At 56.5% G+C, this 22282-nt stretch carries 15 protein-coding genes; 6 read left to right on the top strand and 9 right to left on the bottom strand.

The features are described from left to right. Positions 1-38: 38 nt before the first annotated feature. Positions 39-1304 carry a glycosyltransferase WbsX family protein gene (locus AC2FNN_RS06375; protein ID WP_496757372.1) on the bottom strand — a complete coding sequence of 422 codons (1266 nt, stop codon included), beginning with the start codon at positions 1302-1304 and terminating at the stop codon, positions 39-41. Next, positions 1304-2218, bottom strand: a complete 915-nt coding sequence (locus AC2FNN_RS06370) for a class I SAM-dependent methyltransferase (RefSeq protein WP_496757371.1) — start codon at positions 2216-2218, stop codon at positions 1304-1306. Before AC2FNN_RS06370 ends, AC2FNN_RS06375 begins: the two co-directional genes overlap by 1 nt. Positions 2219-3095: 877 nt before the next feature. Here AC2FNN_RS06370 and AC2FNN_RS06365 point away from each other — a divergent pair. Beyond that, a complete protein-coding gene (locus AC2FNN_RS06365; RefSeq protein WP_496757370.1) occupies positions 3096-3950 on the top strand; it encodes a glycosyltransferase family 2 protein in 855 nt (284 codons plus the stop codon). 73 nt (positions 3951-4023) lie between these two features. On the opposite strand, the gene rfbA is transcribed toward AC2FNN_RS06365, so the two are convergent. The 5 genes from rfbA to AC2FNN_RS06340 form a co-directional block, all read right to left on the bottom strand. Further along, on the bottom strand, positions 4024-4890 hold the full coding sequence (gene rfbA, locus AC2FNN_RS06360; RefSeq protein WP_496757369.1) for a glucose-1-phosphate thymidylyltransferase RfbA: 867 nt from the start codon (positions 4888-4890) through the stop codon (positions 4024-4026). Between the two features lie 18 nt (positions 4891-4908). Then, positions 4909-5772 (bottom strand): dTDP-4-dehydrorhamnose reductase, encoded by an 864-nt coding sequence (gene rfbD, locus AC2FNN_RS06355; RefSeq protein WP_496757368.1) that lies wholly within the window; start codon positions 5770-5772, stop codon positions 4909-4911. Continuing rightward, positions 5769-6809: a dTDP-glucose 4,6-dehydratase gene (rfbB, locus tag AC2FNN_RS06350; protein ID WP_496757366.1), complete on the bottom strand. Its 1041-nt coding sequence runs from the start codon at positions 6807-6809 to the stop codon at positions 5769-5771. The genes rfbD and rfbB overlap by 4 nt, the downstream gene beginning before the upstream one ends. Continuing rightward, entirely contained in the window at positions 6806-7375 is a 570-nt protein-coding gene (rfbC, locus tag AC2FNN_RS06345) for a dTDP-4-dehydrorhamnose 3,5-epimerase (RefSeq protein WP_496757364.1), read from the bottom strand. The genes rfbB and rfbC overlap by 4 nt, the downstream gene beginning before the upstream one ends. 377 nt (positions 7376-7752) lie before the next feature. Continuing rightward, complete coding sequence (locus AC2FNN_RS06340) at positions 7753-9801, bottom strand: dockerin type I domain-containing protein (RefSeq protein WP_496757363.1); 2049 nt, start codon at positions 9799-9801, stop codon at positions 7753-7755. 160 nt (positions 9802-9961) lie between these two features. Between AC2FNN_RS06340 and AC2FNN_RS06335 the strand changes: the two genes are divergently transcribed. The 5 genes from AC2FNN_RS06335 to AC2FNN_RS06315 are packed head-to-tail and all read left to right on the top strand — an operon-like array spanning position 9962 to position 19519. Next, entirely contained in the window at positions 9962-13870 is a 3909-nt protein-coding gene (locus AC2FNN_RS06335) for an Ig-like domain-containing protein (protein ID WP_496757361.1), read from the top strand. Positions 13871-13917: 47 nt separating this feature from the next. Continuing rightward, entirely contained in the window at positions 13918-14751 is an 834-nt protein-coding gene (locus AC2FNN_RS06330; protein ID WP_496757360.1) for a SapC family protein, read from the top strand. Beyond that, entirely contained in the window at positions 14738-16081 is a 1344-nt protein-coding gene (locus tag AC2FNN_RS06325; RefSeq protein WP_496757359.1) for a TolC family protein, read from the top strand. Before AC2FNN_RS06330 ends, AC2FNN_RS06325 begins: the two co-directional genes overlap by 14 nt. After that, positions 16078-18225, top strand: a complete 2148-nt coding sequence (locus AC2FNN_RS06320; protein ID WP_496757357.1) for a type I secretion system permease/ATPase — start codon at positions 16078-16080, stop codon at positions 18223-18225. Before AC2FNN_RS06325 ends, AC2FNN_RS06320 begins: the two co-directional genes overlap by 4 nt. Next, positions 18209-19519 carry an HlyD family type I secretion periplasmic adaptor subunit gene (locus tag AC2FNN_RS06315; protein ID WP_496757355.1) on the top strand — a complete coding sequence of 437 codons (1311 nt, stop codon included), beginning with the start codon at positions 18209-18211 and terminating at the stop codon, positions 19517-19519. The genes AC2FNN_RS06320 and AC2FNN_RS06315 overlap by 17 nt, the downstream gene beginning before the upstream one ends. 142 nt (positions 19520-19661) lie before the next feature. On the opposite strand, the gene AC2FNN_RS06310 is transcribed toward AC2FNN_RS06315, so the two are convergent. Together AC2FNN_RS06310 and AC2FNN_RS06305 are read right to left on the bottom strand one after the other, a co-directional pair. Continuing rightward, entirely contained in the window at positions 19662-20363 is a 702-nt protein-coding gene (locus AC2FNN_RS06310; RefSeq protein ID WP_496757353.1) for a response regulator transcription factor, read from the bottom strand. Then, entirely contained in the window at positions 20363-22228 is a 1866-nt protein-coding gene (locus AC2FNN_RS06305) for a PAS-domain containing protein (RefSeq protein WP_496757405.1), read from the bottom strand. Before AC2FNN_RS06305 ends, AC2FNN_RS06310 begins: the two co-directional genes overlap by 1 nt. Positions 22229-22282: the final 54 nt, after the last annotated feature.

Raw genomic sequence — 22282 nt, 5'->3', positions numbered from 1 at the left:
ACTTGGGACTTTCATGCAACTCAATCCAGCGTGGTTTTCTATTTTGTACGAGCCGCAGACAGCCATTGCTTCAGCAACCGACCGCTGACCGTATCGCGCAAAAGACGGAAAGCCCGTTTGGCCAACGGCTTGTTGGCACCATATGGAACAGGATGCGCGATGCCTTCCGTGGTTTCGCCACGGCCCGAAATTTCGGGAACACCCACATGCGTCCAGTCGGTCAGCTTTGAACCTTGAAGAGCGGCCCTGGTCGCGTGCAAAAACGCATGCCCGTACTCGCGATCCGGTTCCAGGTGACATCCTTCAGCCCATTCATTCCATGCATTCACAAAAACGAAACGTTCCTGGTCGGGGAAATCCTGAGCGGTTTGGTGCAAGGCACGCGAAAGCCAGTATTCATAGTTTTCCGGCGTTCCGTTCAAAACGACCATGGCATTTTCCTTCCGCCGGGCCGTGTTGTCCCAGGACGGAAAAACCGATCGATGAACGTTGTTCTCAGGTCCATAGCTGTGACCCAGGTACTGTTCTGCGATCGCGGAAAAATCAACGCAATGGCCTTGGAAATCGTCGAACAGGTCCACCTCTGGCGAGAGGTTGGGCACGTTGATGCTGTGGGGCGGGAATTCCACACCGGAATCGAACCCGTATGATGCGTAGTCCCAGTTTCGATGCGTCAGCGCACAGGCAAGATGGATTTTCGGAATTCCGACAGACGCGCAATAGTCGCGCCAGACCTGCACGGTCTTGCGCGAGTTCTTCAAATGCTGCGGCCGATAAACAATCAGGATCGGAGCGCCATCTATTGTTATGTAGCGGGGATCCCGGAAAAACGGCTCGATCGACTTGATGAACTCCAGATCATCCTCGGGCTTGTACTTCTGCTCAATGAGAATCTCGTGCTCGGCCGCATCCCAGCGACGCGTCCAGTTCTCATTCGCCCAGCAAAGACAAAACGGCATATCGCTTTCGGGATCCGCCAGCATTTCGTCGACGGGACGTTCGAGCAGTCGTTTTCCCGAAAACCAGTAATAGTGGTAGCAGAATCCATCAATTCCGCTGGCCTTGGCCATCTCGATCTGCTCAAGCCGCGTTTCGCGGACACGCAGGTCGTAATACCCTAGATCCGTAGGAAGATGAGGTTGATAATGCCCGGTAAAAAGCGGCTTGGCTTTTGCAACATTTGTCCACTCGGTGAACCCTTTGCCCCACCATTCATCGTTCTCCGGAATCGGATGGAACTGAGGAAGGTAGAAGGCAATTGTCCTGATATTGCCGAATTCACGATCCGTGATTTTTGAGGACATTACTTCTTCAACCCCAACAGCCGCGCCAGCGATTTTTTTTTCTTCTTGGCCAGTGGGCCGGGCTCGACTCGGGAAGCGGTGCTCGTGTCCACCGGCCCGATTGTCGATTGCAGATCAATCTCTTCGGACAGGGGCAGGCCTGCCATCATGTTGGTCCAATGCTGCCGGGTCTCTTCATCGGGTTGTTCGACGGGCAAGCCCATCAGGTAGATGTCATTCTCTGCCCGTTCTTTGGGGACCGATCTGCTTACGACCTGGAAGACATGGGAATAGCGATTGCGCTGCAAGGCGGCCTGAACATCCTGTGGCAGACGGCTCCAGCGTTGACAAAACTCCGTCATTTCTGGCGAACGAACCACAAACTCGGCTTGTTCAATGCTCATGCCCTGCGAATTAAGCAGGTGCTGAACGTTTTTGATGCCGAAAAACCGCACATGGGTCCGATCCAGCAGGCCCCAGTCACGATATTCGAAATCTTCATCGACAAGACAACCGGCAATGGCTGCATGGCCAACATGCGGCAGCGAAAGAATAACCGATCCCGTGTCGTTCAACAGCGACTTCATGCCTGAAAGAACGCTCCAGGGGTCGTAAACATGTTCCAGAACGTCCGCTGCAATCACGTAGTCGAATACCCCGTCTTTCTCGCGAACGATGTCACTCCATGAAGCATCGTTGAGATCCATCGGGTACACCGAACGGGCAAACGGCTTTAGCTTTTCGATCGCCGAAGGGTCGATCTCAAGCGCCACAACATCACATTCCAACGTGCCGGAAAGATGGCGTGTGATCGAGCCAGGACCGGCCCCGATCTCAAGCACCTTGGACCCGGGCTTTACCATGCGCAGCACACGTGCGGGTGCTACATCACTGTTCATATCAATGTCGTATTCGTAAGTATGTCTATCGCTCACTGTAATTCTTCCGTGATGCTTATTTCGTGCTTCAATTCGGCTGCTATATAGTTTGGTCTGGTTCTGCAATCCCCAATACCAAACCGATACCTAAGGCTTTGGATGTTGTACCCAAATAACGTTCAACTCAGAGAATACTGTTGCACAAAACGCCCCCAGCGGCAATGACCACTCACCCGGGGATCATTCACACCAAGGGCGCCACGCAACCATCTTCATAGAAGCATGTTTTGACAGGGTTCTGTTTCGTGGCCTTTTCTGCAAAAGAAGCGGCATCCGCGTGGGCGTCGGGTTGAACCTTGTGGGCTCCTGCCGCACTTCGGCTGAGGTATGCTTGATACGCTTTTCAACAGCTTACCGATATCGCGGAAAACCACGGCCTTGGCTCTGTGAGGTCATGCAAACGCGCGCAGGGTGTTGAGCGTACAGGCTTGCGTCCGCAATCATTTGCAGAACGTTCTGAGAACCGCCAACGCCTTCATTCCGGCAAGTGAATGGCGCCGGAATTCCGATATCACCTTCCAGGCATGTTGCGACTTACTGGTTTCAACCCGACGACTGGCAACAATCTGCTCATTCACAACGGCCACCGGAAATCGAAAAATACCAAAGAGGTAAATCTTACCGCTCCGATCAAACAGACATTGCATCCACTGATGCGGCTTTACCATCCGGCCGCGCTTGATGATCGGTTTCCCGCCTTCGCTTCATAGGGGCAGAACCATTTCAATCATTTCTCAGATTGTCGTCGCTGAGCGCACAAGATCACGGACCGCATTCAGCAGCCCGGATCGGTCGTACTGTAACCGGGGTTGACCCTAACTGTGTTTGCGAGGAAGTAACGATCAGGCCCATTCCACAGATACGGCAGGCAGGATTGTCACAGATTACGATCATAAGCATTTGTTACAACAGCAGTGGCGTACTGCCTCAGATGCTGAATTCCATCCCAGAGGGCGTGCCGACAATTTTGGTCGACAATGGGTCGGATGATATTGAAGCGGTTCGGCAAATGGCCAGGGCACATGGCGCAACTCTGATCGAAAGCCCCGACAACATCGGGTTTGGCCGCGCATGCAACCTTGGTGCCGCCAAGGCAACAACGGACCTGCTTTTTTTTCTGAACCCGGATTCCCACTTGCTGCCCGGAGCATTGGATGCGTTGCAAGAGGGGGCCGACAATCATCCGGATGCGTCAGCCTTCAACCCTGCAATTCTGGACCGGAAGGGGGCACCTCGTTTCAGGCGATACAGTGTGATCATTCCCCGAAATGAAACCCTGCCCAGGAAAACAGCCGATTCCGACTTTGAATTGCCGGTCCTCGTCGGCGCCGCGTTCCTGGTCCGCCGCGAAGCATTCGAAGCGGTCGGGGGGTTTGATCCCGAAATCTTTCTGTATCATGAGGACGATGATCTGAGCCTGCGGCTCAAAGCCGTTTGCGGGCCACTGTACTATGTCCACAACGCTCAGATGCGCCACGCCAGAGGCAAATCCTCGCCGGGAAGCCCAGCCATCGCTGGTCTGAAGGGCTGGTATATGGGGCAATCACGCGTTTATGTCGCCCGCAAGCATGAAGTCCCGATGGCCTTTGGTCGAGCCCTGGCATCGGCGCTTCTGCAAATGCTGTCACCGGTTGTGTTGTTTTCAGCGCGAAAACGCGCCAAACAATGGGCCTTCTTGCGCGGCGTTTGGCATGGCCGGAATGTCCGACCAGCCCCGTTCAGACCTTGATCACAAAGCGTGAAGCAGTTTGCGGCCCAAGCAAAATCCAGCCTGAACACGTAACCATGAGACAGTTTCCGGCCTAGCTCAGAAGCCCTTTCAGATAGGTGCCGTACGTGGACTTGGCGAACAGGCGCGCGCGCGCTTCAAGAGCCTCGTTGTCGATCCAGCCATTCGCCCAGGCGATTTCATCCAGGCTGCCGGTCTGCATACCTTGACGTTCCGTGATCGTGCGTACGAAGTTTCCCGCATCCAGCAAAGACCCGTGCGTGCCGGTATCCAGCCAGGCAAAACCGCGCCCCATGGTCTGCACATCCAGCAAACCTTCGTCCAGATACATCTCCAGCAGCGACGTGATTTCCAGCTCGCCGCGATCTGACGGTTTGACCTCATGCGCGCGGGCCGGAGCATCGCCATCCAGAAAATAAAGACCCGTCACCGCGTAGTTCGACGGAGGTACCTTGGGTTTTTCGACGATCGCGCGGGCTTTGTTCCCTTGGAAATCCACAACGCCGTAGCGTTCTGGATCAGCAACCCGGTACGCAAAAACCGTACCGCCACGCTTCAGTTGATCCGCCTCGAGCAGCAGGTCCGGAAGGCCATGTCCGAAGAAGATGTTGTCGCCCAAAATCAACGCAGACGGGGCACCGTCCAGAAAATCCTCGGCCAGAGTATAAGCCTGCGCCAGACCGTCAGGAGACGGTTGCACGATCCATGTCAAGGACAACCCGTATTGACTGCCATCCCCCAACAGGCGCTGAAACTGATCCTGATCCTGGGGGGTGGTGATGATCGCGATTTCGCGGATCTGCGACAGCATCAAAACACTCAGCGGGTAAAAGATCATCGGCTTGTCGTAGATCGGCAGCAATTGCTTCGATATCGCCATGGTGATCGGATAAAGCCGGGTTCCGGACCCACCGGCAAGAATAATGCCTTTGCGCTGCATAATCTGTCCTTTCAAGGTTCAGCTGGTCGCTGACTTCAACTCGCTCAATATCTCGGCCAGTCCGGCTTTCCAGTCGGGTCTCTGGATTCCGAACGCATTTTCCAACCGCGAACAGTCCATACGTGAATTCAGCGGGCGCGGCGCCGGCGTTGGGTAAGCCTCGGTTGGAATATCGTCGATTTCGACCGACAAGCCGGATTGAGAAACAATTTCACGGGCGAAATCTGCCCAGCTAGCATCAGGTGCACCGGAATAGTGAAACACGCCACCTTTGGCTTCGAGGCCGGCCTTGGCCATTTTCAGCAAGGTTTCGGCGATGTCGGCAGCAGGTGTTGGCCCGCCGATCTGATCTGCAACGATGGTCAGCTTGTCACGGGTCTCTGCCAGTCGGAGAATGGTCTTTGCAAAGTTCTTTCCGTGGGCCGAAAACACCCAGCTTGTGCGCAAAATGGCATAGTGGCCGCCAGCCTCTGCGATCTGGTGTTCGCCGTCCAGCTTGGTTCGACCATAGGCCCCCAAGGGCCCGGTCGGGTCATCGGAGCTCCAGGGGGTCGTACCAGAGCCGTCAAAAACGTAATCCGTGGAAATATGAAGAAAAGGCAGGTCGCGGGCCGCGGCGGCACGCGCCATTGCTCCGGGAGAATCTCCGTTGATCCGTTGCGCCAGGTCGCTTTCTTCTTCGGCCTGGTCTACGGCCGTATAGGCGGCCGCATTGATGATCACGTCCGCATCCGTATGCCGGATGGCGTCTGCACATTGCGACGGGTCAGACAGGTCCGCCGCGGCGCGATCCAGAGCTTCAACCAAGACACCATGCGCCTGTCCACGACGTCGCAACTCGGTCGCCACCTGCCCCCCGTGGCCGAACACCAGCGCCTTCATTTGGCAACACCCAGCCGCTCACCCACACCACTGCGGGCCTGCAAGGCGTTCAACCACGCGCTGTTGTCCAGATACCACTGAACCGTCTGTTCCAGCCCGGACTCGGGCGTGTAGGAGGGACGCCAGTTCAGTTCGGTGCGAATCCGGGCCGGATTGATGGCATAGCGCTGATCGTGACCGGGGCGGTCAGCGACGAACGTGATCAGGTCCGCATAGGGCGTTTCACCCGGCTTGAGGCGATCCAGGATCGAACACAGCATTCTGACAAGATCAAGATTGGTCATCTCATTCTCGCCGCCGATATTGTAGCTGCGGCCCAGTTCACCTTTTTCGAGTACCAGCAACAAGGCTTCGGCATGGTCATCGACATGCAGCCAGTCGCGAATATTGTCGCCTTTCCCGTAAATCGGGATCGGTTTGCCCGCCAGCGCGCTGAGGATGACCACGGGGATCAGCTTTTCCGGAAACTGGTAAGGGCCGTAGTTGTTGGAGCAATTGGTAAGAACCACTGGCAGGCCGTATGTTTCACGCCACGCCCGCACAAGATGATCCGATCCCGCTTTCGAGGCCGAATAGGGTGAGTTCGGCTGATATGGGCTGTCTTCGGTGAAAAACCCGGTTTTACGCAAGGACCCAAAGACCTCGTCGGTTGATATATGGTGAAACCGGAAATGCTCGGGCCGGCCGGCACCCGCCCAATAGGCGCGTGCAGCTTCCAGCAATACATAGGTACCGGTCAGGTTCGTATCGATGAACGCGGCCGGGCCATCGATCGAACGGTCAACATGGCTTTCAGCGGCCAGATGCATGATCGCGTCTGGCTGGTGCCTGTCCAGTATGGCCGACATGGCGGCCGCATCCCGGATATCCGCATGTTCAAAAACGTATCCCGGCGCATCCGCGACAGCGGCAACATTGTCCAGACAGGCCGCGTAGGTCAGGGCATCGACATTGACGACCGAATGCCCATCGGCAATCGCGCGACGGATAACGGCAGAGCCGATAAAACCCGCCCCGCCCGTAACCAGAATTTTCATTGTGTGCCCTCGAATACGAAAGGAGATTCAATTTCGTGCAGAAGTGGTGCGATCCGATCTTTCTCGGACAGCTGGGGTTCTGAATTGCTCTGTGGCCATTCAATGCCGATATCGGGATCGTCCCAACGAACCGCGCCTTCAGTTTCCGGCGCGTAAGTGTCAGAACACTTGTAGACGATCTCGGTCTCCGGCTCCAACGTCACGAACCCATGCGCGAACCCCGCAGGAACCAACAGCATCCGCCCGTTCTCGAAACTCAGTTCTTCACCGACCCAGTGACCATAGGTGGGCGAGCCTTTGCGGATATCGACCGCGACATCAAACAGCCGCCCACGACCGCAGCGCACCAGCTTGGCCTGCGCCCTTGGCGGAGCCTGAAAATGCAATCCGCGCACCGTGTTCACCGTGCTCGAAAGGGAATGATTGTCCTGAACGAATTGCGTATGAATCCCTTGTGCCGCAAAGCTGTCGGCATTGTAGGTTTCCTCAAAGAACCCGCGATGATCGCCAAAACGCTTCGGGGTGATCAGTTTCACTTCCGGAATGGAAAGCGCCAATATTTCCATTGTTACTAATTTTCATCTCTGTGTTGAAGTCTCGGCCTGCTATGTCACATTTGCTCCACCGACGCCAAGACCAATGTTGTCCGACCAGCAATTTGAGCGGCTTATCGGTTCCAAAGGTCAGGCGATTATCGCAGGCAAGTTGCGATTCTGGTAGAATTCATTGAAATTATTGGACCATCTGCAAATGAAAACACAGGGATGGAACAGGTAACGTAGCCGCCGGCGCGACAACGCTTGGGCCGAAAGCAAAAGCACCGCGTCATGGGGCGGCATCCGAGCGCTGAGGCTGGGTCGTGCCGATTTGGCCGCAAAAGCCAGTCCGCGCCTTACCGCTAAAAAAGGTACAACCCTGCTTTGGCCTAGATATCATTCGACACTCAGGCCGCTTCGAGATTTCCCAACAAGATGGAGGTCATGTCCACGTTGATGACCCCATCCACCGCCACAACATCGACACCCGTCTGATAGGTTACATTGTCCTTGGTTATTCCGGAAAGGTCCGCGTTCTCATCCAGAAATACCCATTCCGGGTCATGGGCCGTGGGCTGCCCGACGGCGACTTGCAAAATTGCAAGCGCATCCAGGGCGTTCACGGTGCCATCCCTGTTGACGTCTGCCGCTATCAGGTTTTCCGCGGTCGCTGGACCCCATGTCGGGTCAAGACCAACCGAGATACGCAACACTTGCAAGGCGTCCAGCGCGTCAATCTTCCCGCTTGCCGTGGAATAGTGTTTGGTGATGTCCAGCACTCCGGGAAAGGTGCCATCGGGCAATTCCAGATCAAACCGCCCCTGATCATCTGCGGTGGCGGATACCGTACCCCCGCCGTCCGGCGTGAACTGGATTTCCGCATCCGTCAGCCCCGGATTCGCTGCCTCGCTGTCCACCGTAATCTGCCCGACCAATCCATCAGAGCTGCCCGGTGTCTGCCCGCCCAGATCCCCGAAATCTACCGGGATGTGATCCGGTCCGGCGAAGCCTGCGCCAAAGATATCTGTGCTTGTCAAAGCGCTGCCCGACGCGGATTGGACCTGCACGATCTCGCCGCGATATTCGATCTGAGCCCCGTTTGCCGTGCTGGTAAAGGTCAGTTGCTGAGGCGACCGCAACAGCAGGTAGTCGAACATATCCAGTCGATCCAGACCTGCCTGAAAATCGGTTATTGTGGTTAGACCACTACCGGACTGCATCACGAAGATGTCGGCCCCTGCACCACCCGACATCGTCGTCGCACCCTTCCCCGCGATGAGAATGTCGTCTCCGGCGCCTCCCAGAAGGGTCGTGTCCAAAATACCGCCGCTGAGGATATCGTCCGACGCGCTCCCGTTCACGGTACCGAACCCCTTGCGCACCACACCCAGATCATCGACCGGGACCGTCAGGACGGTCACCCCGGCATCCTGTTGTGACGTTACGAGAATTTGCAGATCGTCGCCCACATGTGCAACCGCCAGCGATTCGACATTCTGCAAGCCACTCGCCACCGTATCCGCGAAACTGTCCATATGAACCAGTTGACCTTCGGGTGTCAGAGTGAACAGAGACAGGCCATCATCGCCGCCGCCTGCAACCACAAAGACCCGGCCGTTCACGTCTATGACCGCCAGATCCTGAACCGATTCAAACCGCGTATGAAGCGTATCAAGCACATGGTCCGTCGCCTTCAAACTCCCATCGCCGTTCAATTGGAGAACACTGAGAGAGTTGCTGCCAGACCCCGCCACCACAACCCAGGATTTACCGTATGCCTCCACGGTCTCGACATCCGTTGGAGTAGAAACACCAAGAGTTCCGAGCGCCGAATCATTGTTGATCTCGGTTAACGTGCCGGTGCCGGAGTCGATGCGATACGTCGAGACAGCGTTTGTTGCCGCGTCACTTGAGATTAGAAAATGTTCCGAACCCGACCGCAACGTCTGCATGGCATCCGCCGTGCCGGTAATCAAACCCGCAAGACTGAGCGTCCCGTTCGCGTTCACATGATAGGTTCCGATATTGCCGGTATCCTCATGCGCCATCGCAAGGACATCCGAAGACCCAAGTGAAAACTGTACGATGGCCGAGATATCTCCGCCTCCGTTTAGAACACCCGTTTCCTTCAGGCTTCCGATCGTTCCGTCCGCGTTCACGTCATACCCGACCAGACCCGCGGCAGTGTTGATGTCGAGCGCGATCTGCTCGGTTCCCGCCAGCGTTATCGGCGTGGCACTGCGCCCGACCTGGAAGGTGATCGAACCGCTGTAATACTCTGTATCAACCAGCTGCGGCAGGGCACCGTCGACCAGCCGCCAGACTGCGACGCCGCCACCCGGGCCGGTCACCGTGTAGAGATACGTATTCCCGTTAAGCGTTTTTAAAGCCGTATCGCCGATACCTGAATCGAGCGCCGTGCTCCCCGTTGCCACTACACTTTCGAACTGAAGCATCACAGCCATCACCTCCCGCGCCACCCCTGGCAGTTACGGCAAGATGACCAGATGAGCAGACCGAAACCAAAGCAGAATTGTGGTGAAAACGAGAAGTTCGGTTTCAGTTTAACTCAATTTTTTCAGGTCCGATCGCAACGGCAACGAATGGGAAAGACAGATGAGCAAAACGCCAAACAGAACATCCTTTCCTGTTGCGATGATCGCGGACACCACATGCGAGGGCAAGATGACCAAAGCACCTGAGGCCAACAATCGTCCGGCGGCTGACTCAACGGACGGAGATCGCAAATCTCAAGTTCAGCAATGGATCAAGGGAAAGCTTGGTCGCTGGGCGGGTCGCGGCGCGGCTGGCGGCCTCATGTCCACATTGATGGCTTTGCCTGCCTTGTCACAAGCAACCATCGAAGAACTTTACGCCTTCCAGTTTGCAGAGACAATTCCGGGTGTACGATTCGCCAAATTGATGAAAAACGGCGATGTTCTTCTGAAAATGGCTGACGGTCGGACGATGATCGTGGCGGCGGAAAACGTGCAGGTCCTGGACAGCGGCGCAATCATGATCGCAGAAGAGGCGGTTGCCGAAATCGCCCAGTTCAGCGCAGCTGAAGCCGGCGCAGCAGCTGGTGGAATCAGCGGCGCCGGGGCTGCACTGGGGGGCCTCGGGCTGGCTGGTGCAGCTGCCGCTGCGGGCGGAGGTGGCGGCGGCGGCGATTCCCCGGAACCTGTCGCGCCAGAGCCTGAACCGCAACCCCAACCGGAACCAAGCTATACCAGCCTGAACCTGGCCGAACTTCAGGCAACGGCATTGAACAGCGCCCTTACCAATGCTGCCGCACCCGAAGGAACATCGACAGTCGAGGTCACGATAGGTTCGCTTGTCAAAACCGTAACGCCCAACGATGACGGCAGTTGGAGCGTTTCTCTCACGGCTGCCGAAGCCAATGCGCTTCCGCAAGGCGTCTCTACGGTGATAGTCAGACATCTGGACGATTCAGGCACGGAACTGGCAAGCGAATCCGTCAAGTTCGATATTGATACAATTCCACCAACCCTATCGATCACCGGGTTTTCCGATGGCGCTGTTTTGAATGCGATCGAACAGGCAACGGACCTGACGGTCACCGGAACAACTGATGCAGAAGACGGGCAGACCGTCACCGTCTCAATGAACGGGCAAAACTATTCGGGCACGGTATCCAGCGGACAATGGAGCGTCACCGTTCCGGCAGCAGACCTTTCGGCCCTTCCTGATGGCGCGACGATTGCCGTTACCGCTGATGTTGCCGACGCGGCGGGAAATTCCGCACCACAGGCGAGCGGAAGCTTTGATACTGATTTTACTGCACCAACTGTTTCTCTGGATCCCGTGGCTGGCGGCTCGATAGAACTGATCGACGTAGCCGGCGACCTGGCCTTGACCGGTTCCACCACGGCAGAGGATGGTCAGACCATCATCGTCACGTTCAACGGACAAGTGCATACAGGCACCGCTTCTGGCGGAAGCTGGAGTGTAACGATCCCCAATTCCGATCTGAGCAGTCTTTCCACCGGAGTACCTGCATCTGTTCTGGTAGCCGTCGAGGACATTTCGGGCAATCCGGCAGTACCGCTTCTTGTATCGGTTCCCGTGGACCTGACAGGCCCTTCCATTTCGATAACACCGCTTCCTGTTGGTTCCGTACTGAACGCAACCGAAGCCGGATCAGACTTGACCATCAGCGGGCTGACGTCAAATGTTGAGGATGGTCAGCAAGTTACCGTAACCCTCGATGGTCAAACATATTCCGGAACAGTATCCGGCGGGGCCTGGAACGTGACTGTGCCAGCTGGCGATCTGGCGTCTCTGTCGGATGGAGGCAACTTTTCTGTTACAGCGGATGTCGATGACGCCAGTGGCGTGACGGCACCGCAGGCCGCAGTGACACTTTCCAAGGATGTGACCGCGCCGACGCTCAGCATCGATAGTTTCTCGGACGGAGCTGTCATGAACGCATCCGAGCGGGCCACGGATCTTTCCATCTCGGGCAGTACGACAGCTGAAGACGGGCAAATCGTAACCGTCAGTCTGAACGGGCAGTCCTATAGCGGAACGGTTTCTGGCGGCAGCTGGAGCGTAACTGTACCTGCTTCGGATCTGGCAGGTCTTTCTGACGCGGCGACCCTCACCGTAACCGCGGATGTCTCGGACGCTGCCGGGAATCCGGCTCTGCAAGCGAACAACAGCTTTTCCACCGATTTCACGCCACCGACGATCGGAATTTCAACCGTATCCGACGGGGCTGTCATGAACGCCGTTGAACAAGGAACCGACCTGACAGTGTCAGGAACTTCCGATGCGCCGGACGGAACAGTTGTTACCGTCGAGATCACGCGCGCTGACGGCACTACGGACGTCACCGGAACGGCAATGGTAACCGGGGGTACTTGGACCTATACGGCAACCGTGACAGATTTGTCTGCCCTGCAAGACAACGAGACTTACAATATCAATGCGTCGATCTCGGACGCAGCGGGAAACAACAATCAAACCACAACAAGTTTTGCCACTGACTTCACAGCACCTTCGATAACCATAAACAGTCTGCCTGTGGGTGCCGTGTTGGACGTGACCGAGAAGGGCGTGGATCTTGCAATCTCGGGCACAACCACGGCTGAAGATGGCCAGACCGTTTCGGTCACATTCGGCGGGCAAACCTATACAGGCGTTGCATCAAATGGCTCGTGGGCAGTTACGGTTCCAGCAAGTGATCTTGGAATGCTCTCTGACGGAACGAGCTATTCCATTTCCGCCACTGTTGACGATCTGGCCGGAAACAGCTCCTCCGCCGCGAACAGCTCACTTTCCACAGATTTTCGCCCCCTGTTGACGTTGAACGATGTCGGGGTCAACAATTCGATTGCTCTTGCCGATGCCAAAGCTTCCGGAATAACTCTCGGCGGGTCATCGACCGGATTGTCAATCGGCCAGTCGGTGGATGTCACGTTAAACGGCAATTCGGTCGGATCTGCAACGGTGGCCGCAGACGGATCCTGGTCACTGGCTGTCGCGGCGTCCAATTTTTCGACAGTGGAGGCAGGTGATGACCTTGTCTTTTCCGCGCAGGCGACAGTTACGGGTGGACCAGATCCGCTGCCGGTTTCCGAGCAAGCCGTTGCGCACGAACCCGCCGCCTATGTGATTTCTGAAGTTGGGCGCTCGGGATCTACAGTGACGTTCGCAATCTATGCTGAAGCCGACCGCGATATCTCTGGCGGTCTGGCATTGACGGCAGAGCTTGGATTTGATCCTTCGGTTGTCACATTCAACACGGCGTCGGTTTCGGAAAACAACGCCTTCGATTTGTTTTTGGCCAGCCCGGGCGCCGGGGGCGCGATGAATTTTGCCGGTGCCGCGACAACCTTTACAGATCTTTCTCAGCCGCTTGTCACCTTCACGATGACGATCCAGGACTCCAGCCAGCCTATTGAGCTGACGATCAAAACGTCTGATGGCGGGCCAACGACAGTGCAGTTTGGCACCAATGGTGATGACACACTCACCGCTGCGAATACGGACACCATCACGCGCGGCGGTGACGGCGGCGATACCATTGATGTTTCTGCGGCAGGGCGAGACATCGTCGTCTTCGAGGCGGACCCGGCCAGCAATGGTACAGATATTGTGACTGGCTTTACGATTGGCCCGGCTGCGGATGTAACCGACGCATTGATGTTCCACGGGCTGGACACCAATACGCTTCGCGGTGATGGCACCGGATTCGAATTGCTGTCAGCCGGAGACACGTTGGGCACAAACACCGGATTTGTCGGCCTCAGCACGGTACTCACAGACCTCAACCTCAGCACAATCGAAGCCGCTGTCGAGAGTCTTGCCGGAGCCATGGCAGGCGATGAACTTTACCTGATGGCGACCGACGGAACAAACAGTGTTCTGGTCAAGGTAGATTTCCAGGCGGCGAACGATGCCAGCGTTGAAACCGTGGCCACGTTCCAAGACCTGAGTGATCTGAGCGGCCTGACCGCAGATAACATCCTGCACACCGACCCGACCGGGGCAACGGCCTGATCCGGACCGGCGCACATACAAACGTAATTCAATATCATGAGGCGGTTATGGCACAGAATGGCTTAACTCCGGTCAGTCTTGGACGACATGGTCATCGGTTCTGGAGGCGGTTCACCTCGTTCGATTTCGCACGGACTATGGCAGATTGCCCCGTGGTCGAAGCAGAAATTCTTCAGGCCGCCGCCACATTTCCAATCACTTTTCGGAAATCTGAACACGGCTTTTACCCAGCGGCTGTTTTGTCCATGCAACCAGACCAGCCTACGCCATTTGTATCAGCACATGGCAAATGGCTGGCGACTTATGTCCCATGCGTCTTGCGCTGTGCTCCGTTCCGGCCACGACTGATTGAATCGGATGGTGACGGCAGTGACGAATTGCTTGTCGACGAAACGGCGGGGCTTATCACTGACAATCCGGAGGACGAAACATTCTTCGACAAATCTGGGCAATTTGCGCCGGAACTGAAAAAAGTCGCAGCCTTCTTTCGCGCCCTGAAAGAGTCGATGAAATACACAACTCATCTGTGTCGTGTTCTTGCTGACATGGGATTGTTTGGTCCGCTTACCTCTTTTCAGGGGGTTGAGTTCCCGTGCGGGCATTTTGGCGTCACGCAGAACGCCCTGGAGAAAATTCCCCGCGCGCACTTGTCACTGCTTACATCGAATGGGGGTTTGCGACTGATTCACGCTCATCAGATTTCGCTGACCCATGGCATCTGGCTGACACATGCTCATGCCCGCGCACATCGGGTAGCTGATGGTTCTCTGACACAACAGACCACCGGAGTTTCTGGGTTCTTGGACGCGTTGGTTGCGGCGCAACAGAAAGAAGAAGCCATGGACCGTTGCAGGCAGGAGGGTCACCATGCGTTCCTGTAAAGCAGTGCTGTCCTGGGTTGCGTTCGCTCTGCTTGCAATACCGTTATCCGCCTGCACGTCCCCCGCTGATTTGACTTCAGCGGCAGTATCCTTTGCACCCGGGACTACCGGTGCCGGGGCAGCAAAGCCATCGGCAAAGCTCGGCAATAGTGCATTCGGGCAACGCGTGCGTCAGGCAGTGGAGACAAGCCCGACATTGGCGCAAAGTAATACCAGGATGGATATCGCATCAGCCAATCAAGATGCGGCCGAAGGCGCCTTTCTTCCGCAGATCTCTTTAGGAATAAATGCACGGTCCGAACGGGTCGAATCGGATATTGCAGATGTTTCACCCTATCTGAGAATTTCCCAATTGGTTTATGACGGTGGGGCTGCCTCGGGGGATCTGACGGCAGCCCGGGCACGTGTTCTGGAATCACGGGGCGATCAAATTCAGACGGCATCGGCCACGGCGCTGGCCGCCATCGAGACCTATGTGCTTGTCCTTGATCAAAGAAAGTTACTCCGTATCGCGGCCGACAATGTCTCGGTCCATGAAGAACTGGTGCGTCAGATTTCGCACCGCACAGCGGGTGGGGCCGGTTCAAATGCAGATGTTCTGACCGCACAGTCCAGAATGGCGGATGCACGTACAAGACTGGCTGACGCACGAGCACGAGCTGATCGGGCCGAAGCGCGGTTTCGAGAAGTGTTCGGAACTTTCCCAGGCTCATTGCCCCCTCCTGTACCAGCCCCACCGCTGAATAGAAGTGATGCCCAGATCGTGATGAACAGCCCTCAGATCCGCAGGGCGGACGCTGGCTTGCTGGCAGCCAAAGCCGAATGGTCGGCCGCTCAGGCGCGGCGCAAACCGAACGTTCGGGTCGCCGCATTTGCCAACCAGGATGACACTCGGGATGCAAATTTTGGCGTGGATCTTTCTTTCAACTACGAACTGGACAGCACCGGCCAACGCCGCGCCGCCATCGCCGCCGCAGAAGCAAAGGTGAAAGAAGCGGAATTCGCGCGAGAGCAATTGGTTCGCGAAATCATGCGGGAACTGGGCTTTATTCGATCCGATCAAAAAGCAGGCGCGGAACGGCTGCGCGCGGCCCGGATTGCGGCAAGTGCCAATGCCGACAGTGTTGCTGCATCCCGCGCACAGTTCTCGATCGGGCGCCGCAGCCTGATCGAAATCCTGGACGCTCAACGCGACTACGTAAATGCGCAAGAACGCCTGATTCTGGCCGAACAGAGTTATTTTCTGACCAACTACGCGGCACTGAGCCTTACCGGAGACATTCTGGACCTGCTCGGAATTTCGCTTGGCAATTGGAACGAGGTGAAATGAGCACGTTGAAATCAATGCAGGACCGCGCTCGTTTGACATGCTACGAAGCCTGCCTTCTGAATATCGCCGCGACGCTTGAACGCCCTCTGACCCTTGCAACGATCCAGGCGTCGCAGACCGGTTCAGACGGGGATCTGACTGTTCGTGACATCCTCTCGGTGGCGGAAAACACAGGTCTACAGGCGGGCTATGGCGAGCGGCGCATCGCGAGTTTTGACGAAGCATTGGCTCCGGCCTTGTTGCTGATGACCGAAGACAAGGCTGTTGTGTACCATGGCCGCGCAAAAAACGGTTCCTTTCTGATCTATGACCCGGAACTTGGTGAAGGAATCGGCGAAGTTTCAGAAGAACAGCTGGCCAAGTCCTACACCGGTTTTGCGGTCTTGTTTCGGCGAAATCATACAGATGAATTGGACACCGGTAACAAGGCTTACCGAGGTCATTGGTTTCGCGCGGCGCTGTCCGCCAATCGATGGACTTACATACAGGTTGCTCTTGCTGCGGCACTGGCAAACCTTCTTGGCTTGTCGACCTCAGTTTTCATCATGGTTGTCTATGATCGCGTGTTGCCCAATGAGGCAACCGAATCGCTTATTGCCTTGACGGCGGGCGTGGCCTTGGCGCTTCTATTTGACCTCGCGCTGAAATTGCTGCGCGCAGCGTTCATCGACAAGGCCGGGCAAAAAGCCGACTTGCTCATGGGGCGGCGAATTTTCGACCACGTTCTGAACATCCAGATGAAGTCACGCGCGGGTTCCACCGGCGCCATGACCAGTACCATCCGTGAGTTCGAGACCCTGCGCGAGTTCTTCACGTCCGCAACGCTTGTTGCCGTCGTGGATCTGCCGTTCATCGGGTTGTTCGTGTTTGTGATTTACCTGGTCGGCGAACAACTGGCATTGGTCCCGGCTTTGGCCGTGCCTGTGGTTTTGCTGACAGGTTTGGCCGTACAGCCGCTTCTGTCCCGCATGGCAGAAAAGAGCCTGTCCGACGGGCAATCCAAGCAATCGGTCCTCGTAGAAGCTGTCTCGGGCCTTGAAACCATAAAGACGACGGCTGCCGGTCGGCAAATGCGTTCCCGATGGGAGCAGGCAATAGAACGGCAATCCTCGCACAGCGCTCAGAGCCGGGCCGTTACACAATTTGCTCTCAACTTGACCGGTTTTACGCAACAAGCTGCACAGGTGTTGATCGTATTTTATGGTGTTTTTCTGATCACAGACGGTCAGACCAGCATGGGCGCTTTGGTTGCGTCAGTGATGCTGACAGGGCGGGCACTGGCACCTTTGGGTCAGCTGGCTCAGACGTTGACAAGGCTTAACCAAGCCCGAAGCGCATACCGAAACCTCAACGCGCTGATGATGGCGGAAAGCGAACGCCCACAAGGCCGAACATGGGTGAACCGGCCGCATTTCAAAGGAGCGATCACTTTCAACAACGTGTATTTTTCCTACCCTGACCAAGGGGAAGATACCCTGCAAGGCGTTTCATTCACGATCAATCCGGGTGAAAAAGTGGCGATCCTGGGTCAGATTGGCTGCGGTAAAAGCACCATCGCACGTCTGATGCTGGGATTGTACGCGCCGCGTGTTGGAACTGTTACGTTCGACGGTCTTGATATCCGCCAGATCGATCCTGGCGATCTGCGCCGCAATATCGGATCCGTCCTGCAGGACATATGGCTCTTTTCCGGATCAGTCCGGGACAATATCGCAAGCGGCTCAATCCGGCCAAAAGATCACGAGCTGATCGAAGCGGGCCGCGCCGCCGGGGTTGAGGATTTCGTGGCCAACCATCCCGGCGGTTACGATCTTCAACTCGCGGAACGCGGCGAAGGCCTCTCTGGCGGACAGCGGCAAGCCATTGCTCTGGCAAGGGCACTCATAGGCCGTCCACCGGTTCTCCTGCTGGATGAACCAACAAGCGCGATGGATGTCAAAACCGAAGCCCAGGTTATCCAACGTCTGAAGGAATGCACGGCAGAGTCCACCATGGTTGTCATTACACACAGAACCAGCCTGTTGGAGCTTGTTGACAGAGTCATCATCCTTGAACACGGGAAAATCGCGGCGGATGGCCCCAAAAGCATGCTGACGCAACATGTTCGTCAGACAGGGAGGCACCTGAATGTCGCAGCATCCTGATCTGGCCACCCTGGCACGAGAGATGCAGGGACGCTCGCCTGTTCGGAGTTCCTTGCTGCTTTTGGTGATTCTGCTCTGCCTGATCGCCGCCGTATTGTGGGCGCATCTGACTGAGCTGGACGATGTCACGCGCGTGGACGGCCGGATCGTGCCCTCCGGCGACATCCAGCTGATCGAAGCCACCGAGCCCGGCGTATTGCAGTCATTGCACGTGCGCGAAGGTCAGCTGGTCGAAAAAGGTTCACTGTTGATGGAGCTTGAAACAACCCAAATTGACAGTCAGCTCAGTCAGGAACAGCAACGCGCGTTCGGGCTGATGGCGCGCATCCAACGCCTTCGGTCCGAAATTGATGGGACACAACTGGATTTCGATGTTCAACTGATCAACGGTGCGCCTGCCGTCGTGCAATCTGAAACTGCACTGTACCAAGGGCGGCGGGCTGAATTGGAGGCAGAAATCGCTATCCTGGAGCGTCAGCGTCAGCAAAAACAGCGCGAGTTTGAGGAAGGCCTGGTCGATCAAGTGACGGCAGAGGAAACCCTGCTGGTCCTGGCCGAAGAGAGGGCTATCATGGCGCCGCTGGTCGAGAGTCAAATGGAGCCAGCAACAACATTGCTTGCGTTGCGGCGGAGTGAAGCCGAATGGCGCGGTCGCAAGGTGCGGGCAGAAGCTGTAACCAACAGGTTACAAACGGGCTTGGACGAAATCGACGATCGGATTCAAGCGGTGCGAAGCCGGTTTCGCAGCGCCGCGCTGACGGACCTGGCGCTTGCCACTGCCGAGTTGGCTGCCTTGCAACCCGCCCTGCCCGCTTTGCGCGACCGGGCCTCAAGAGCGCAGGTTCGGTCTCCGGTACGCGGCGTTGTAAACCGGATCCATCGCTCAACCATCGGCGGTCTTGCCCGCAGTGGAGAGGACCTTGTTGAAATCGTACCGCTGGACGACACATTGCTGGTTGAAGCCTATGTAAAACCTGAGGACATTGCGTTTCTGCACGCTGGTCAGCCTGTGAAGGTCAAAATCACGGCTTATGATTTCGCACGATACGGAGCGCTGGATGGGGAAATCATCCGCATCGGTGCAGACACGGTCACTCGATCTGAGCGGAATGACGAAGAGGTCTTTGTGGTCGAGATTCGAACCAAAAGCACCATGCTTGATGGGAATGGCATAGCAGTCGAAATCATACCTGGAATGATTGCCGAAGTGGACATTCTGTCGGGTCGCAAAACAGTGCTGGATTATATTCTGCAACCGGTTGTGAAGATAAAGGATCAGGCATTGCGCGAATGAGCGATGAGGCAATTGGGGACAGACGAGCCAGTTCCAACAGGGATATCACGGTGTCAGCAGCTTCAGCATGGAATGCTCGAAGTGGTCAAACAGACATGGAAAACAACTCATCTTACCAAGTCTCGGCCGGTTGGATCAGCGTCTACTTCCAACCAACATCACCCAAGAATATATACCCCGCCCCATAGATCGTCTTGATCAACCGCGGGTTCTTGGGGTCCTCTCCCAGCTTGGTGCGCAACCTGGAAATCCGAACGTCCATCGCCCTGTCAAAACTGTCTCCGGCTGCACCGCCCAGGGACTCCTGCATTTGCCCCCTGCTGATCAGCCGTTTGGGACTTTCCAGAAACAGACGCAGGACTTCCCCCTCTGCATGGCTGAACGGCGTTTCGTCACCTGATTCACTTTCAAGCACGTATCGGTCAAAATGTGCGGTCCAGCCGTTGAATTCCGCCGTATCCGAATGTGAAGTCTGAGCGCGGGGTGTTCTTAATCTTGCCCTGATCCGCGCCACCACTTCCGCGGGATCAAACGGCTTTGTAATATAGTCGTCTGCCCCAAGTTCCAGCCCCGTAACACGGTCCTGCACCTGCGCGCGCCCCGAAATGATGATCACGGCCGCGCCTTGTTCCAGCGCCAGACGGTGAACTAACGCCAGCCCATCAGTGTCCGGCAAAGACAGGTCGACCAGACAGACATCGGGCGTCACACGATTGAGCGCAGCCTCGAACTCTCGCGCGCGGGAAAAACTCTGCGTACGGAAACCGGCATCCTCCAGAGCGTCCGTCAGGATGCGTCTGATTTCGGGTTCGTCATCGAGGATGGTAACCAGCGGTTGCGTCATCAGGCGGCCTCGGTTTGGATCAGGGCGGACAATTGAGCCTGCGAAAACGGTTTACGCAACACCGGGGCCAACGCAAGGGCGCGCTGGTACAACGGGTCCGAACTGGGCAGCGATGTCATAAGGATACATGGCAATCCCGGCTTCACCTTTCGCAAAATGTCCAGACCGGTACCACTTCCTTCGAGACGAATATCGGACAGGACAAGAGAAATGTCTTCAACGCTGTTTATCAACGCCAGCGCCTCATCTACCGAATTGGCCTCGATGACGGCGAAGCCCAGCTCTACCAGCATATCCCGAAACTGACCCCGCAGATCTTCGCTGTCTTCAACCAGAAGCACCAAACCGTCTTGCACGGGCGGAGCTGGCCGATAGGGCAACCGCAAAACAACGGACGCGCCTGATACCGTGTTCTTGAGGTTCAAATCGCCTCCGGCCAGCTTCACAGTGTCATACACCATGGGCAGACCAAGCCCCGACCCGTCGCTTCCCTTGGTGGTAAAGAACGGGTTCAGCGCCTTTTCCAGCGCCTCTGGTGTAAAGCCCGGGCCAGTGTCTGATACGGTGATTTCAACCCAAATTTCTCCGATGGTATGCGCGCTGATTGTAATTTGGCCCGAACTGCCGCAGGCATCCCGCGCATTCAGCACCAGGTTCAGCAACGCATCCTGCACCATTCCCGGGTCCAGCATCAAAGCCCTGTCCGGCAAAGTGTTGACCACCGACAAACCGACGCCGCGCGGCAAGGAAGGTGAGGCCAATATTCTCAGGTCTTCCAGCAGCGCCTTCATGTCCGTGGCCTGAGGATGTGGCGTTCGGTTCCCGGTCATGTCCGCAATCCGGTTCAGCAATTGCCCACCCCGACGCGCCGTTTGCTGTGTCGCGGCAACCAGCTCATGTGCTTCATCCGACAGGTCCATTTTGTTCAGTTTGGACTGCATCCCTAGGATGATCGTCAGCAAGTTGGAGAAGTCATGAGCCAATCCACTGGTCATCTGGGCGGCCATAGCCCGGCGACGCGTTTGCTGCAAAACGACGCGCGCCTGCGTTTCTTCGGTGATATCAACCGACATTACATAGACGCCTCCGGCGTCATCCGGCGTGAATGAAACGCGGATACGGCGGGCATCCTGATCCTCGTTGAACTCGAAAACGGAGGTTTCTCCGTCATATGCTTTTGCCAGATGCGCTTTGACCCGCCGAAACGCAGCGGCACCAAGCGCTTCAGATATGTGAAGCCCCAGAATTTCCGACGGACGTCCGGGCAGGACCGCACTCAACCGGCGGTTGGAGTAGTCATATCGACCAGTACTGTCCAAATGCGCGATATGAGCCGGCATCATTTCCGTCATCATGCGTGTGCGGGCTTCGATCTCGGTCAGCTCGCGTTTGGCCTCCTCCAATGCCGTGATCGTGGCCGCAAGCTTTCGGTTTGTTGCAGACAGTTCTTCGGCGTGGCCGAGCAATTGTTCCGACAATTCTTCCGATCGCGCCCGCAGCAGGTTTTCTGCACGCCGGGTACCGGTAATGTCAGTGTAGACCGCAACCCATCCGCCCTGCGGCAGCGGCGCGCCTTCTATCGAGATAACCTGCCCGTTGGGCCTCACGCGCTCCATGTAATGAGGCTCGAAAGCCAAAGCCTGCTCGACGCGCAGGTTCACCATTTCTTCCACACTTTCTTCGTCACCGTATTCGCCACGGCTGGCGAGAAAATGGATGGTATCCCGAAACAAGGCTCCGCGTTCGACCAGCTTGTCCGGCAGGTCGAACATTTCCTTGAACCGACGATTGCTGAGCACCAGTTTCAGGTTGCTGTCATAGATCGAAAGCGCCTGACCGATGAGATTCAGTCCGGCAGTCGTCATCGCCTTTATGCGCTGTTCGGTGATGTCCAGGTTCGTCTTCTCCACACCCCATGG

The sequence above is a fragment of the Ruegeria sp. BHSA118 genome (genome assembly GCF_059613405.1).
Note: the sequence above shows the minus strand (reverse complement) of the source record. Positions and strands in the feature narration are given on the sequence as shown.

Excerpts from the sequence above, each read along its gene's own strand:
- rfbB (WP_496757366.1), bottom strand. The coding sequence starts at position 6,809 with ATGAAAATTCTGGTTACGGGCGGGGCGGGTTTTATCGGCTCTGCCGTT.
- AC2FNN_RS06340 (WP_496757363.1), bottom strand. The coding sequence starts at position 9,801 with ATGCTTCAGTTCGAAAGTGTAGTGGCAACGGGGAGCACGGCGCTCGAT.
- AC2FNN_RS06310 (WP_496757353.1), bottom strand. The coding sequence starts at position 20,363 with ATGACGCAACCGCTGGTTACCATCCTCGATGACGAACCCGAAATCAGA.
- rfbA (WP_496757369.1), bottom strand. The coding sequence starts at position 4,890 with ATGCAGCGCAAAGGCATTATTCTTGCCGGTGGGTCCGGAACCCGGCTT.
- rfbD (WP_496757368.1), bottom strand. The coding sequence starts at position 5,772 with ATGAAGGCGCTGGTGTTCGGCCACGGGGGGCAGGTGGCGACCGAGTTG.
- AC2FNN_RS06320 (WP_496757357.1), top strand. The coding sequence starts at position 16,078 with ATGAGCACGTTGAAATCAATGCAGGACCGCGCTCGTTTGACATGCTAC.
- AC2FNN_RS06315 (WP_496757355.1), top strand. The coding sequence starts at position 18,209 with ATGTCGCAGCATCCTGATCTGGCCACCCTGGCACGAGAGATGCAGGGA.
- AC2FNN_RS06335 (WP_496757361.1), top strand. The coding sequence starts at position 9,962 with ATGAGCAAAACGCCAAACAGAACATCCTTTCCTGTTGCGATGATCGCG.
- rfbC (WP_496757364.1), bottom strand. The coding sequence starts at position 7,375 with ATGGAAATATTGGCGCTTTCCATTCCGGAAGTGAAACTGATCACCCCG.
- AC2FNN_RS06330 (WP_496757360.1), top strand. The coding sequence starts at position 13,918 with ATGGCACAGAATGGCTTAACTCCGGTCAGTCTTGGACGACATGGTCAT.
- AC2FNN_RS06375 (WP_496757372.1), bottom strand. The coding sequence starts at position 1,304 with ATGTCCTCAAAAATCACGGATCGTGAATTCGGCAATATCAGGACAATT.
- AC2FNN_RS06325 (WP_496757359.1), top strand. The coding sequence starts at position 14,738 with ATGCGTTCCTGTAAAGCAGTGCTGTCCTGGGTTGCGTTCGCTCTGCTT.
- AC2FNN_RS06305 (WP_496757405.1), bottom strand. The coding sequence starts at position 22,228 with ATGACGACTGCCGGACTGAATCTCATCGGTCAGGCGCTTTCGATCTAT.